A 15,143-nucleotide genomic window follows, 5' to 3' on the forward strand; every position below is an offset into this window, starting at 1 on the left:
CCCGGCGACGGCGATCAGTATCCGATGTTCGGCCTCAGCCATTTTTGCGCCTGTTCGATCGTGACACCGCGGCGCTTGGCATAGTCCTCGACCTGATCGGCGCCAATACGGGCGACACCGAAATACTGCGCCTCGGGATGGGCGAAGTAATAACCCGACACCGCCGAGATCGGGATCATGGCGAAGCTCTCGGTCAAGGTCAGGCCAGCGTTTTGGCCGGCATTCAGCAGCCGGAACAATTCGGGCTTCTGGCTGTGGTCGGGGCAGGCGGGATAGCCGGGCGCCGGCCGGATGCCGCGATACTTCTCGCGCACCAGCTCCTCGTTGCTGAGGGCCTCGTCGGGCGCGTAGCCCCACAGGGTCTTGCGTACCCGTTCGTGAAGACGCTCAGCGAAGGCCTCGGCGAGACGATCGGCCAGCGCCTTCAGCAGGATGTCCGAATAGTCGTCATGGTCGGCGCGGAAGCGGGCGAGATGCTCCTCGATTCCGTGGCCAGCCGTTACGGCGAAGCCACCGATCCAATCGGCTTCGGGCGAAATGAAGTCGGCCAGACACATGTTGGCGCGACCCGAACGCTTTTCGATCTGCTGGCGCAGGAAGTAGAGGCGAGACAGTTCCTTGGTCCGGTTCTCGTCGGTGTAGAGCACGACGTCGTCGCCGTCCCGGCGGCACGGCCAGAAAGCGACGACGCCTTTGGCGGTCAGCCACTTCTCGCGCACGATATGGTCCAGCATCTTGCGCGCATCGGCATAGAGCTTCTTGGCGCTCTCGCCCACCACCTTGTCTTCGAGGATCGACGGATAATTGCCGGCCAACTCCCAGGCGCGGAAGAACGGCGTCCAGTCGATACGCTCGATCAGCTCATGCAGGGGATATTCGGCAAAGACGCGTGTACCGGTTACGGCAGGCTTGGGCGGCGTGTAGGCCGACCAGTCGATCTGATAGCTGTTGGTGCGCGCCGCCGCGATCGGCACGACCTTGTCCTTCTGCTTGTCGCCGCGTTCCACACGAATCGCTTCGTACTCAGCGGCAACCTTCTGGGCGAACTCACTTGCCTGGTCGCCCGACTCGGAAACCAGCGCCTGGCAGACGCCGACGGCGCGCGAGGCGTCGAGCACATGCACGGTCGTGCCCTCGTAGCGCGGCGCGATGCGCAGTGCCGTATGGACCTTTGATGTGGTGGCGCCTCCGATCAGCAGCGGCACCTTGAAGCCCTGGCGGGTCATTTCCTCAGCTACGGTCACCATCTCGTCGAGTGACGGCGTGATCAATCCCGAGAGCCCGATCATGTCGGCCTTGTTGTCGTTGGCCGACTTCAGGATGTCCTGGAACGGCACCATAACGCCGAGGTCGATGACCTCGAAGTTGTTGCACTGGAGGACCACGCCCACGATGTTCTTGCCGATGTCGTGGACGTCGCCCTTGACCGTCGCCATGACGATCTTGCCCTTGGAGCGGGAGCCCGCGGACTTCTCCGCCTCGATATAGGGCAGGAGATGGGCCACGGCCTTCTTCATCACGCGCGCGCTCTTCACCACCTGGGGCAGGAACATCTTGCCCGCGCCAAAGAGATCGCCGACGACGTTCATGCCGGCCATCAGCGGGCCTTCGATCACCTCGATCGGCCGCGCGATCTGCAGGCGCGCCTCCTCGGTGTCGGCGACCACGAACTGGTCCATACCCTTGACCAGCGCATGCTCCAGCCGCTTCTCGACCGGCCAGCTGCGCCACTCCGCATCCTGCGTCTCGGCAACTTCGCCCGTGCCCTTGTACTTGGGTGCCAGCTCGAGAAGCCGCTCGGTCGCGTTGGGATTGCGGTTGAGGATGACGTCCTCACAGGCGTCGCGCAGTTCCGCCGGGATCTGATCGTAGACCTCGAGCTGACCGGCATTGACGATGCCCATGTCCATGCCCGCCTGGATGGCATAGTAGAGGAACACCGAATGCATCGCCTTGCGCACCGGCTCGTTGCCGCGGAAGGCGAACGAAAGGTTGGAGACGCCGCCCGAGATCTTGGCCGCCGGGCAGCGCTTCTTGATCTCGCGGGTGGCCTCGATGAAATCGACGCCGTAATTGTTATGCTCCTCGATGCCGGTGGCGACCGCGAAGACGTTGGGATCGAAGATGATGTCCTCGGCCGGGAAGCCGACCTGGTTCACCAGGATGTCGTAGGCGCGGGCGCAGATCTCGACCTTGCGCTCCTTGGTGTCGGCCTGGCCCTTCTCGTCGAAGGCCATGACGACGACCGCAGCACCGTAGCGCCGGACCTTGCGGGCATGGGCGATGAACGGCTCGATGCCTTCTTTCATGGAGATCGAGTTCACGATTGGCTTGCCGGCGACACACTTCAGGCCGGCCTCGATTACGCTCCACTTGGAGCTGTCGATCATGATTGGCACCCGGGCGATATCGGGCTCCGCTGCGATCAGCTTCAGATAGGTGTCCATCGCCTTCTCGGCGTCGAGCAGGCCCTCGTCCATGTTGACGTCGATGACCTGCGCGCCGCTTTCGACCTGCTGGCGCGCGACCTCGACGGCGGCCGTGTAGTCGCCTGCCAGGATCAGCTTCTTGAACTTGGCCGAGCCGGTGACGTTGGTGCGCTCACCGATGTTAATGAAGGTGGCGCGCGGCCCGGTCGGGGTCTCGATATCGTTACTCTGTGACATCAGAAGAAACTCGCTGCTTCCATTCCGGAGAGGCGTAGCGCCGGCGGCAGCACCTGCCACGTGCGCGGCTTCACGCCCTTGACCGCCTCGGCGATTGCTTTGATGTGGCCGGGCGTCGTGCCGCAGCAACCGCCGACCACGTTCAGCCAGCCGTTCTCGGCCCAGCCCTTGACCAGCTTGCCGGTCATCTCCGGCGGCTCGTCATAGGCACCGAGCTCGTTGGGCAAGCCGGCGTTGGGATAGACGCAGAGCATGCTGTCGACCTGCGGGTTCAGCGCCTGCACATAGGGGTGCAGTTCGGTCGCGCCGAAGCTGCAGTTCAGCCCCATTGTGATCGGCTTGGCGTGACGCACCGAATGCCAGAAGGCCTCGACCGTCTGGCCCGAGAGGTTGCGGCCGGCGAGGTCGGTCAGGGTCATGGACACCATCACCGGGAGCACTTCGCCGCGCGCTTCGCCCGCCTCATCGGCCGCGACGAGGGCCGCCTTGGCGTTCAGCGTGTCGAACACCGTCTCGACCAGGATGAAGTCGACGCCACCGTCCAACAGGCCGTCGATCTGCTCGCGGTACATGTCCTTCACTTCGTCGAAGGTCACGGCGCGATAACCCGGATCGTTGACGTTGGGTGAGACGGAAAGCGTCTTGTTGGTCGGGCCGAGGGCGCCCGCGACAAAGCGTGGCTTGGCCGGATCGCGCGCCGTCGCGGCATCGGCGCAGGCGCGCGTCAGCTTGGCAGCCGCGAGATTAATCTCGCGCGCCATGCCGCTGATGCCATAGTCCGAAAGGCTGATCGAGTTGGCATTGAAGGTGTTGGTCGCCACGATATCCGCGCCGGCGTCGAGATAGGCGTTGCAGATCTCGGAGATCACGTCGGGCCGCGTCAGGTTCAGAAGGTCGTTGTTGCCCTTCTGATCGTGGTTGCCGAGCGTGTCCTTGAATTGAGGACCGCCGCGATAGCCTGCCTCGTCCAGGCGATAGCTCTGGATCATCGAGCCATAGGGCCCGTCCTTGATCAGGATACGCTCGCTGCCGATCTCGCGCAGCTGTTCGGCTTTCTCTTCCCGTGTCATCGCGGACGTACTCCCAGCAGATGGCAGATCGCGAAGGTGAGATCCGCACGGTTCAGCGTGTAGAAGTGGAACTGCTCGACGCCTTCGCTCTGCAGGCGGCGGCAGAGGTCACCCGCAACAGTGGCGGCGATCAGACGGCGCGTCTCGACATCGTCGTCCAACCCGTCGAACAGGTTGGCGAGCCAGGCCGGTACCTTCGAGCCGCAGAGGCCCGCCATCTTGGTGATGCCCTGGAAATTCGAGACCGGCATGATGCCTGGCACCACGGGCACGTGGACGCCCGCCGCGGCGGCGCTGTCGCGGAAGCGCAGGAAGTCGTCGGCCTCGAAGAAGAACTGCGTGATGCACCGGTCGGCGCCAGCATCGACCTTGCGCTTCAGGTTCTCGAGGTCGGCCTTGGCATCGGCTGAATCCGGATGTTTCTCGGGATAGCCCGCGACGCTGATCTGGAACGGCCCGATCTTCTTCAGGCCGGCGACCAGCGCAGCAGCATTCTCATAGCCGCCCGGATGGACGCTGTACTTGCCGCCCATGCCGCCCGGTGGATCGCCGCGCAGTGCCACGATGTGGCGGATACCGGCATCCCAATAGGCACGGGCGACGTCGTCGATCTCGCCCTGGGTCGCGGCAACGCAGGTGAGGTGAGCGGCTGCATCGATGCCGGTTTCGGATTTCAGGCGGGCAACGGTCTCGTGTGTGCGCTGGCGTGTCGATCCGCCCGCACCGTAGGTCACCGAGAAGAAGGTGGGGTGGAGTGGCGTCAGGCGGCTGACGGTTTCCCAAAGCGTACGCTCCGCTGCCTCGGTCCTGGGCGGCGAGAACTCGAAGGAGACTTTCAGCCGCTGCGGTGCCCGTGCGGGAAACTCGGCGGCATGAGTGCTCGTGCTGAGTGGACCCGTATCGGGGCTCATCGGGAAACTCCTTGGGCGGGAAGAATGGTGGGTCGCGCGGTGGCGCGGGCCGGCAGCTCGCGCTCGCCGCGCCAGATGCCGGTCATCAGGCGCCGGCCGGGGAAGTGGATCGGCTCCAGCGGGTTGAGGCCAGCACTGCGCAGCCAACCCTGCACTTGATTGTCGGCAAAACCGAGATGGACGTGGGCATGCTCGCGCTTCAGCTCGACGAGGTCGTGCGGCGAGAAATCGACCACCAGCACCGTGCCGCCCGGACGCACGACACGCGCGGCCTCGGACAGGGCGGCGGCGGGATCGTCGGCGTAGTGCAGCACGTGATGGATGGTCACGACGTCGAAGCTGTCGGCTTCGAAGGGCAGGGCATACATGTCGCCCTGGCGGATGTCGGCATTGTCGACGCCAGCCCGCGCGAGATTGGCTCGGGCCAGCGCCAGCATCTCGCGCGACTGGTCGACGCCAATGGCCTGTTCGACCTTGGGCGCCAGCACTTCGAGCAGTCGACCGGTGCCGGTGCCGATATCGAGCAGTCGGCGGGCGGACAGCGGCAGGTGATGGGCGAGGGCCCGTTCGATCTCGCGGTCGGCGACGTGGAGCGCGCGGAGCTCGTCCCAGCGCTGGGCATTATCGCGGAAGAAACGCACAGCGGCGGTCTGGCGGCGCTGCTGCAGGGCGTCGAGCCGGGCACGGTCGGCGGCAATCCGGGGATGCTTGGGATCGAGGCGGCGGACGAATTCGTGGACGAGGGCGGCATCTTCACCGCTCGGCGCCAGCCGGAAGCGCGTGAACTGCGCCTCCCGGAAACGCTCCAGCAGGCCGGCTTCGACCAGGAGCTTCAGGTGGCGCGAGACGCGTGGCTGGCTCTGCCCCAGCACGTGGACATAGTCGCTGACCGTCAGATCCTCGCGGGCCGCCAGCGCCAGGATGCGCAGCCGTGTGTCCTCGGCGGCTGCTCGCAGCAAGGTAAGCAGATGATCCATAGATTAAAGAATATAAGCATATCTTTATGTATGCAACACCAAAAAGCATCGATTGCGCGGGGGCGGAAAAATTGTAGCGCGAGAGTCACGATACAACTGTGTCTCTTCGGGCCCCTTCAAAGCGCACCGTGCGTGTGCGACACTCGGCACCTGTGCGGCGCTCTGCGCCGCCTTTTGTTCCAGGGGCCAATGCCTTGGGGCGGACGGAATGAACTCAGGGTTGCGTGTATGATCGACGGTGTGAGGAAAGCCATGGCTGCAAGCATCCGCCGATCGGTTGTTGCGCTTGCCTTATGTGGCGGTCTTGTCGGGGGCTGCGCGAGTGGGGACACCGGCGCCGCCGAGGTCTGGGACCCGCTCGAAACGCCCAATCGCTTCATCTTCTCCATCAATCGCGCCGTCGACATCATCGCGCTGCGACCGCTCGCGGTCATGTATCGCGATCTCGTGCCGGATCGGGCGCAAACGTCGGTTCGCAACGCGCTCGACAATCTCGGAGAGCCGGTCACCGCGATCAACGAAGTGTTCCAGGGCGACCCGAGCCGCGCTGCCACCACGGTGGCGCGCTTCCTGGTGAACTCGACCATCGGCTTGGCCGGCCTGTTCGATGTCGCGGCGAGTTTTGGGCTGGAGCGCACCAAGGAAGATGCGGGCAAGACGATCGGCATGTGGGCCGGTGTCGAACCCGAGAATGGCGGCTTCTATCTCATGCTGCCGCTCGTCGGTCCGTCCAACGCACGTGACGGTACGGGCATGATGATGGACTATCTCGTTGATCCGTTCCGCATCCTCACGTTCAACCTCGCTGGCGGCAATTGGGACGCCTGGCAGTTCGGGCGCTACGGCGCCAACGTGATCGACTATCGCTCCCGCACGATCTTCGCGCTGGACGATCTCGAGAGGAACAGTGTCGACTATTATGCGGCGCTTCGCTCAGCCTACACGCAGAATCGCGCGGATGCGATCCGCCAGAAGCGTGAGAAGACCGATACCAAGAGCGAACTGGAGCGCCGCGAAAACCTCTCGCTGGTGAAGTAGCGGGAGGGGCTGCGGCGCTGGTGCGTTGATGCCGCGTCTGGGCTAGAACCTCCTTCCTTCAGTCTTATCATGGAGCGAACGGTGCCACTGCTCGCCTATCGTCGTGTCGTTTTTCGCCTCGCCGTCGCTGCCGCTGTTTCGGTTGCGGCCTTTCCTGCCATGGCTGCTGATCCGTCGCAGCTCGTGCAGAGCACGGCGCAGCAGGTGATCGATATCGTCAAGACCAAGACCGGTGCTGATCGCCAAGCCGCGATCCTGCAGGTGCTGCAGACGAAGTTCGACCTGCCGGCGATGGGTCGCTCGGCGCTCGGCACGCACTGGAATCAGGCTACCGAGGACCAGCGCACGCGCTTTCTCAAGGCCGTTGCTACTGCCGAGGCTCGCGCTTACAGCGAGCGGTTCGGCCAGTATGGCGGCCAGACGTTGACCGTCGGCAAGGTGACGCCGCGCGCCAATGGCGTGACGATCGTCGACAGCCGGCTGAATCAGAAAACCGGCCAGCCGATCAAGCTCGAGTGGGAGGTCCGCAACGACCGTATCACCGACGTGAAGGTCGAGGGCGTCAGCATGGTCATGACTAGACGTTCGGATTTCAATTCCTACATCCAGAACCATGGCGGAAAAGTGGACGCCCTGGTGCAGGAACTGGAAACCCGGGCCGCTCGCTGATCTCCCATAAAGTTGGGATGGAGTTTGGGGCCGAATTTGCGCCTGTAATGCGTTCGACGTAGTCTTCCCCTAGGGAGGCGCATCGATCGCTTCGCAGGTCATCGAGACGGTCGCGAAGCGAAGGAGAGCGCCATGGACAGCGCAGTTGCCAAGAATGCGGCCAGCAATTCGGCCGAGCTGAGGACGGTCGATCCGGTCTGGGGCCGGATTCGCGAGGCGGCCCTCGCGGCTGCGGCCGCCGAGCCGGTTCTGGCTGGCACCCTCCACGCCACGATCCTGAGCCAACCCAGGTTCGAGAACGCGTTGAGCTATCATCTGGCCCGGCTCACGGGCACGACCGAGGTGCCGGCGGCGCTGATCCGCCAGACCTTCGACGAGGCGCTGACCGCCGATCAGGGCATCGGGCTCGCCGCGCGGGCCGACATCATGGCTGTCGCCGAGCGTGACCCCGCCTGCACGTCCCATCTCGATCCGCTGCTCTGGTTCAAGGGCTACCATGCCCTCCAGACCTATCGGGTGGCGCATTGGCTTTGGCTGCAGGGCCGCCAGGCGCTGGCCCATTACCTGCAGAGCCGCGCAAGCGCGCTCTTCGGGCTCGACATCCATCCCGGCGCGGTGATCGGCAAAGGCATCTTCATCGACCACGGCACAGGCGTGGTGATCGGCGAAACGGCCGTCGTCGAGGATGGCGTTTCCATGCTGCATGGCGTGACTCTGGGCGGCACGGGCAAGGAGCGCGGTGACCGCCATCCCAAGGTGCGCCGCGGCGTGCTGCTGGGCGCCGGCGCCAAGGTGCTGGGCAATATCGAGATCGGTGCCTGCGCCAAGATTGCTGCCGGCAGCGTCGTGCTCGATCCTGTGCCGGCCGGCTGCACGGCCGCCGGTGTGCCGGCGCGCATCATCGGTTGCGTCGATGTGCCGGAACCGGCGCTGGAGATGGATCAGCGGATCTGATCCGGCGTGGGGGACAAGGTGGCGCACAATTTCGCGGGCCTAGCGCTTCACCTCTGGACGATCGATACCACACCACTCGAAGCGGCTCTCAAGGCTGCCAAAGCAGCGGGCTTCGATGCCGTCGAACTGCGCCGGGTCGACTTCAAGCGCTGCCATGAACGCGGCCTATCGAATGAAGCCGTTCTCACCCTGATCCGGGATAGCGGCCTGAAGGTCAGCGCCGTCGGTGCGGAGTATGGTTGGACTTTCGCGGCCAAGGACGATCGCGAACGCTTGTTCGCATCGCTAGAGGAGACCTGCGAGAACGCCGTCGCCCTAGGCTGTGCGACCGTGATGAGCGGCATTGGTCCCGGGACCGCGCCATTCGACGAGGGCGTGGCCAATGTCCGGCGTGCCGGCGAAATCGTCGCGCGCCATGGCCTCAGGCTGGCGCTCGAATATCAGTTCCAGCACCCGATCGTGCGCAACCTCGACATCCTGCGCGATCTCATCGCGCGCGCTGCCCAGCCGAGCGTAGGGCTGCTGCTCGACGCCTATCACTTGCAACGCGGCGGCAGGCCCGGCCGAGGCTTCGAGGAGGTCTCTGGCCCGGAGATCTTTTATGTGCAGTTCAGCGACGTGCCCGATGGGCCGCCCAACGGCGTGCCGCCGACCGATCGATTGCCGCCCGGCAAGGGTATCGTGCGCTGGAGCGACCTCTTCCAGTCACTCGCCGCCAAGGGTTACGGCGGCTTCCTGAGCTACGAAGCGCCTAATCCTGCGCACTGGGCACGCGACGCGGCCGACGTCGCCCGCGAGGGCGAAGAGGCCACGCGCCGTGCCCTCATGCAAACCTTCGGGCGGGCGTCCCAAGCTTAGCCGCGCACCAGCGGCTTGTACTTAATGCGATGCGGCTGGTCGGCGTCGGTGCCGAAGCGGCGGTGCCTATCGGCCTCGTAGTCCTGATAGTTGCCTTCGAACCACTCGACATGGCTGTCGCCTTCGAAGGCCAGCATATGCGTAGCGATGCGGTCCAGGAACCAGCGATCATGGGAGATGATGACGGCGCAGCCGGCATAGTCGACCAGTGCCTCTTCGAGCGCGCGCAAGGTGTCGACGTCGAGATCGTTGGTCGGTTCGTCGAGCAGCAGAACGTTGGCGCCGCTCTTCAGCATCTTGGCGAGGTTGACGCGATTGCGCTCACCGCCCGAGAGCTGGCCGACCTTCTTCTGCTGGTCACCGCCCTTGAAGTTGAACGAGCCGCAGTAAGCGCGGCTGGAGATTTCTCGGTTGCCCAGCTTGATGATGTCGAGGCCGCCTGAAAGCTCCTCCCACACCGTCTTGTTGGGATCGAGCGTCTCACGGCTCTGGTCGACATAGCCCAGCTTCACCGTCGGGCCGACCGAGAAGGTGCCGCTGTCGGGCTTGTCCTGGCCGGTGATCATCTTGAACAGCGTGGTCTTGCCCGCGCCGTTGGGGCCGATCACGCCAACGATACCGCCCGGCGGCAGGTTAAAGGAAAGGTTGTCGATCAGCAGACGGTCGCCGAAGCCCTTGGAGACACCTTCGGCCGTGATGACGTGATCGCCGAGCCGCGGACCGGCCGGAATGACGATCTGCGCCCGGTCGAGCGTCTCCTGCTTGTCCTCTTCGACCATCTGGTTGTAGGCCGCGATACGCGCCTTGCTCTTGGAGCGTCGCGCCGAAGGGCTGGTGCCCATCCATTCCAACTCGCGCTGCATGGTGCGGCGCCGGGCGTCGGCGGTCTTTTCCTCCAGCTCGAGGCGCTTGTCCTTCTGCCGCAGCCAGGAGGAGTAGTTGCCCTCCCAGGGAATGCCGCTGCCGCGGTCGAGTTCGAGGATCCAGCCGGCAACATTGTCGAGGAAGTAGCGATCGTGGGTCACGGCCACGACTGTGCCGGGGAACTCCGCGAGGTGGCGCTCCAGCCAGGCCACCGACTCGGCGTCGAGATGGTTGGTTGGCTCGTCGAGCAGCAGCATGTCGGGCTTGCTGAGCAGCAGGCGGCAGAGGGCGACGCGGCGGCGCTCGCCGCCCGAGAGCTTGTCGACGGCGGCGTCCGAAGGCGGGCAGCGTAGCGCGTCCATCGCGATCTCGACGGTACGTCCGAGGTCCCAGCCGTTGCCGGCGTCGATCTTCTCCTGCAGGTCGGCCTGCTCGGCGATCAGCTTGTCCATGTCGGCGTCGGGATCGGAGAAGGCGTTCGACACCTCCTCGAAGCGCGCCAGCATCTGGGCCATCTCACCGGCGCCGTCCATGACGTTACCCAGCACATCTTTCGTGGCGTCGAGCTGCGGCTCCTGCTCGAGGAAGCCCACCTTGACGCCCTCGGCGGCCCAGGCCTCGCCGGTGAAATTGTCGTCTTGGCCGGACATGACCCGCAGCAGGCTCGACTTGCCCGAGCCGTTCAGGCCCAGCACGCCGATCTTGGCGCCGGGCAGGAATGACAGCCAGATGTCCTTCAGCACCTGCTTGCCGCCCGGATAGGTCTTGTTCAGACCCTTCATGACGTAAATGTACTGATAGGCAGCCATTGGGGCGCTCCTGACGACAAACGGGGCAGACAGGGAAGGCGAGCCTTGTAGCGGCCCGGCAGTTTCTGTTCAATGACAGTGGGGGAAACGCGCACGCATGCTGGCAGAACCGACCGTTCTGGCCCTGTCCTTGGCCTATCTCGGCCTGCTGTTCGCCGTGGCCTATTTCGGCGACCGGTACGCGCGCGACTGGTCGGCAAGCTCGGTCGCCCCGGCCGTCTACGGCCTGTCGCTGGCGATCTACTGCACTTCGTGGACCTTCTACGGCGCGGTCGGCCGGGCGGCGACCTCGGGTATCGACTTTATCCTGATCTATACCGGCCCGGCCCTAGTGGTGACCCTGGGTTATCCGCTGCTGCGCAAGATGGTGCGGCTGGCCAAGCAGCATAACGTGACTTCGATTGCCGACTTCCTGGCCTCGCGCTACGGCAAGAGCCGTGCCGTCGGCGTCACCGCCACGCTGTTCGCCACGATCGGCGTGCTGCCCTACATCGCGCTGCAACTCCAGGCGGTGTCGTCCTCTTTCCGCACGATCGCCGCGCCCGCACCCTGGGTCGATGGTCATCCCGGCGGCGTGGTCCATGCCGATACGTCGCTGATCGTGGCGGCGCTGATGGCGCTGTTCACCATCCTGTTCGGTGTCCGCAACGTGCAGGCCTCCGAGCAGCACCGCGGCATGATGGTAGCTATCGCCTTCGAATCGGTGGTGAAGCTGCTGGCACTGCTGACGGTCGGGCCGTTCGTCCTGTGGTTCCTGTTCGACGGTACCGCCGACATGATGAGCCGCCTCGCCGAGGCGCCGGCGCTGGCCGAACGGGTCACACGCGAAGGCTCGCCGCTCACCTGGATCGTGACCTCAATCCTCTCCGGCATGGCCTTCCTTTGCCTGCCGCGTCAGTTCCATGTCGCAGTGGTGGAACATGGCCATCCGGCGAGCCTGCGCACGGCCCGCTGGCTGTTTCCGCTCTATCTTGTGCTGATCAATCTTTTCGTCGTGCCGATCGCCGCGGGTGGCCTGCTGCTGCTCGGCCCGCAGGTCAGCCCTGACCTTTATGTGCTGCAGCTTCCGCTCGTCCATGGCGCGAGCTGGCTCTCGGTCTTCGTTTTCATCGGTGGCCTGTCGGCTGCGACCTCGATGGTCATTGTGGCCTGCATGGCGTTGTCGGGCATGATCGGCAACGAGCTGGTCATGCCCTACCTGCTGAAGCGACGGGCCGGCGAAGCACGCGAAATGGGGCCGCTCGTTGTCTTCGTGCGTCGCGCTGCTGTCGTGCTGATCCTGATGGCAGGCTATGCCTACGAGCGGATCATCTCGGGCTACCTGCCGCTCGCCTCGATTGGCCTCATTTCTTTCTGCGCCGTCGCCAATTTTGCCCCTGGCCTGATCCTGGGTCTCTACTGGCGGCGGGCGCATCGCTTCGGTGTGGTCGCAGGCCTGGCCGGTGGCTTTATCGTCTGGACCTATGCGCTCCTCTTGCCGACTCTCAAGCAGGAGACGGGCAGTGGCCTCGAGGTGCCGCTCAAGGCCTATCTGCCCCCTATGCTCGCCGAGCTCGATCCGGTGAGCCAGGGCTTCATCGTCGGCATCCTGGTCAACACAGCGCTGCTGGTCGTGGTATCGCTGCTGGCGCGGCCCATCGCGCGCGACCGTGCGCAGGCGGACGCTTTCGTTCTGGGTGCCGACAGGTTGGGAGAAGCCGAGTTGCCGGCGCGGCAGACGCCGGTCGATGCGGCCCGGATCGAGGAGTTGCGCCAGCTCCTCGCGCGTTTCGTCGGTGTCGAACGCGCCGCCCGCGCCCTCGCTGGTGAACAGCTCTCGATCGAGGCCGCGCTGACGCGCACGGAACGTGTGTTGTCGGGCACATTGGGGGCAGCCTCGGCGCGTGTGATCGTCGCGGCGTTCAGCCGGCGCGGCCGGCTGTTGCCGCGCAGCGCTCGCGCCATCATCGACGAGGCGTCGGAGGCGATCCGCTACAATTACGAGATCCTGCGCAACACGCTCGACCATGTCGGCATGGGCATCGCTGCCTTCGATCGCGAGGGCCGACTCGAGATCTACAACGATCGCTTCACCGCGCTCCTGTCGCTCGACGACGACGCTGTCGCCGTCGGCGCCGCGCCGCGCGAGTTCGGCGCCACGGCCGAAGTCGTGGCGCTGCTGCGCCGACCGGAAACACCGCAGACACACGAGATCGTCACGCGCGAGGGCCGGGTGATCGAGCTCCGGCTCGATCCACTGCCCGGCGACGGCTTTGTCGCCACCTGCAACGACGTAACGGCGCGCGTGCGGACTGCCGAGGCACTGCGCGACAGCGACCGCCAGCTTCGCCAATCGAAGGAGACACTCGAGCAGCGAGTCATCGAGCGTACGGCCGAACTGGAAGCGAGCCGTGCCGAAGCCGAAGCCGCCAATCTCGGCAAGACGCGCTTCATCGCCGCCGCCAGCCATGACCTGCTGCAACCCCTGCACGCCGCGCGCCTGTTCACGGCGGCGCTAATCGATCGCGCTCCAGAGAATGATCTCAGCGGCAAGATCGACGCGAGCCTCGGTGCTGTCGAATCCTTGCTCGATGCGCTTCTCGACATTTCCAAGCTCGATGCTGGCGCCTTCAAGCCGGAGAAGCGACCCTTCGCGCTACAGCCGCTGTTCGAATCGCTCGCCACCGCCTTTGCGCCGCTGGCGGCCCGCCGTGGCGTCGAGCTTGTCGTGGCGCCAACCCACGCCTTCGTCGATACGGACCCGGCCTTCCTGCGGCGCATCCTGCAGAACCTGCTGTCCAACGCGCTGCGTTACGGTCAAGTCGAAGGCCGACCGGCGCGCGTGCTGCTGGGCTGCCGTCGCATCGGCGAGGAGCTGCGCATCGAAGTGCGCGACAACGGGCCGGGCATCGATCCCGACAAGCAGACGATCATCTTCGACGAATTCGTGCGCCTGCATCCCGAGGATGACAGGCCACGCGAGGAGCGGGGGCTGGGGCTGGGCCTTGCCATCGTCGATCGTATCGCGCGCATGCTCGACCTTCCGGTCGGATTGGCGTCGGCACCGGGCGAGGGCTCGACTTTCTCCGTTACCGTGCCGCGTGTCGCCGCCGTCGTGGCCGCGCCGCTACCGCCGCCGGTACCGCAACCGGCGCTGTCGATCGAACGTGAGAGTTTCGTCCTCTGCCTCGACAACGAGGCGAGCGTGCGCGAGGCAATGGCTACCCTCCTGGGCGGTTGGGGGTGTCGTGTCGTGACAGCCGCCACGCAGGCCGAAGCCCTGACGGCGGTGGCCAAGGCCGGGCGGCTGCCGGATCTGGTCCTGGCAGATCTTCACCTCGACGAGGGGCCGGATGGGCTGGAAGTCGTCGAGGCGATGCGGACCATCTGGGGCCAGATCGTGCCAGCGGCACTGGTGACGGCCGACCGCGAACCTACCTTGCGTCTGCGCGCTCGCCTGCGGCAGGTCGAACTGCTGCACAAGCCGGTGAAGCCGGCTTCGCTCCGTGCGTTGCTACGGCTGCGCAGTTCGGCTGTCGGTCGTCTTACGGCTTGAGCGTCTCGGCAGCGGTTGGAAGGGCGAGGCCTCTGGCCTCGATGACGGCCTGGGTGCGTGAGCGTACACCGAGTTTGCGCAGGATTACCGTCACATGTGCCTTCACGGTGGCCTCGCCCACGCCCAGCTTGTAGGCGATCACTTTGTTCTGGTCGCCATGCACCATCAGCGCCAGCACGCGCCACTGTTGAGGCGTGAGCTGCGCGGCGCGCTGGGCAATGGTATCGCCAGCCACTGCTTCGGGCGGTGTGAATATCTCACCATCGAGGACGGCGCGTACGATGCCCGCGATCTCCTCGAGCGAGGCCGATTTGTCGATATAGGCCGACGCGCCGAGTTCGTAAGCGCGCCGGACGACCGCTGCCTCGCGCTGCGCTGAAACCACGACAATCGGTACAGTCGGATGTTCGGAGCGCAACCGGGCGAGGCCGGTAAGGCCATCCATACCGGGCATGTCGAGGTCGAGCAGCACGGCATCGGTTTCCGGTGCTTGGTCGAGGGCAGCCTGTGCCTGGCCAAGCGTCCCCGCCATGCTGAAACGCGCGCCGGTGAAGGATTGGGCAAGTGCGGAGACCAGCGCATCGCGGACCATCGGATGGTCGTCGGCAATCAGAAAGGACAGCGTTTCCTCGACCATTGGTTTCTTCTTTGTGCGCCGCCGCATTCCATGTTGCGTCGCACTATTCAGCGTGTCTTGGACCTTGGTCGAATTGCACCACACAAGCTCTGCGAATTACACCGGAATTAAGATGGGGTCCGTGTACGGACACCTATCGTACCTTGGGGAGTAAC

The 15,143-nt window shown here is 65.0% G+C and carries 9 protein-coding genes and 1 pseudogene; 5 read left to right on the forward strand and 5 right to left on the reverse strand.

Annotated features, from left to right (window positions below; genetic code table 11):
* Window positions 1–14: 14 nt before the first annotated feature.
* From metH to EPO50_RS09475, 3 genes and pseudogenes are all read right to left on the reverse strand, one after another.
* Window positions 15–3,736, reverse strand: a pseudogene (gene metH, locus EPO50_RS09465) (methionine synthase).
* A complete protein-coding gene (metF, locus tag EPO50_RS09470; RefSeq protein ID WP_296343265.1) occupies window positions 3,733–4,647 on the reverse strand; it encodes a methylenetetrahydrofolate reductase [NAD(P)H] in 915 nt (304 codons plus the stop codon). The pseudogene metH and the gene metF overlap by 4 nt, the downstream one beginning before the upstream one ends.
* The gene (locus EPO50_RS09475; protein ID WP_296343267.1) at window positions 4,644–5,624 is read right to left on the reverse strand and encodes a metalloregulator ArsR/SmtB family transcription factor; all 981 of its coding nucleotides are present in this window, start codon (window positions 5,622–5,624) and stop codon (window positions 4,644–4,646) included. Before EPO50_RS09475 ends, metF begins: the two co-directional genes overlap by 4 nt.
* 252 nt (window positions 5,625–5,876) lie before the next feature.
* Between EPO50_RS09475 and EPO50_RS09480 the strand changes: the two genes are divergently transcribed.
* The 4 genes from EPO50_RS09480 (at window position 5,877) to EPO50_RS09495 (ending at window position 9,143) form a co-directional block, all read left to right on the forward strand.
* A complete protein-coding gene (locus EPO50_RS09480) occupies window positions 5,877–6,662 on the forward strand; it encodes a VacJ family lipoprotein (RefSeq protein WP_296343269.1) in 786 nt (261 codons plus the stop codon).
* A 69-nt stretch (window positions 6,663–6,731) separates the two neighbouring features.
* Window positions 6,732–7,331 (forward strand): phospholipid-binding protein MlaC, encoded by a 600-nt coding sequence (locus tag EPO50_RS09485; protein ID WP_296343271.1) that lies wholly within the window; start codon window positions 6,732–6,734, stop codon window positions 7,329–7,331.
* Between the two features lie 132 nt (window positions 7,332–7,463).
* Entirely contained in the window at window positions 7,464–8,285 is an 822-nt protein-coding gene (gene cysE / locus EPO50_RS09490; protein ID WP_296343274.1) for a serine O-acetyltransferase, read from the forward strand.
* Between the two features lie 6 nt (window positions 8,286–8,291).
* Window positions 8,292–9,143: a sugar phosphate isomerase/epimerase gene (locus tag EPO50_RS09495; protein WP_296343276.1), complete on the forward strand. Its 852-nt coding sequence runs from the start codon at window positions 8,292–8,294 to the stop codon at window positions 9,141–9,143.
* On the opposite strand, the gene ettA is transcribed toward EPO50_RS09495, so the two are convergent.
* Complete coding sequence (gene ettA / locus EPO50_RS09500; protein WP_296343278.1) at window positions 9,140–10,816, reverse strand: energy-dependent translational throttle protein EttA; 1,677 nt, start codon at window positions 10,814–10,816, stop codon at window positions 9,140–9,142. The two genes, EPO50_RS09495 and ettA, sit on opposite strands and share 4 nt — an antisense overlap.
* A 97-nt stretch (window positions 10,817–10,913) precedes the next feature.
* Between ettA and EPO50_RS09505 the strand changes: the two genes are divergently transcribed.
* Window positions 10,914–14,351, forward strand: coding sequence for an ATP-binding protein (locus EPO50_RS09505; RefSeq protein WP_296343282.1), 3,438 nt, complete (start codon window positions 10,914–10,916; stop codon window positions 14,349–14,351).
* Here EPO50_RS09505 and EPO50_RS09510 read toward each other — a convergent pair.
* Window positions 14,341–14,988, reverse strand: a complete 648-nt coding sequence (locus tag EPO50_RS09510; protein ID WP_296343284.1) for a response regulator transcription factor — start codon at window positions 14,986–14,988, stop codon at window positions 14,341–14,343. The genes EPO50_RS09505 and EPO50_RS09510 overlap by 11 nt on opposite strands.
* Between the last annotated feature and the right edge of the window lie 155 nt (window positions 14,989–15,143).

Origin of the sequence: Reyranella sp. (assembly GCF_004297405.1) — a bacterium.
Taxonomy (GTDB): Bacteria; Pseudomonadota; Alphaproteobacteria; order Reyranellales; family Reyranellaceae; genus Reyranella.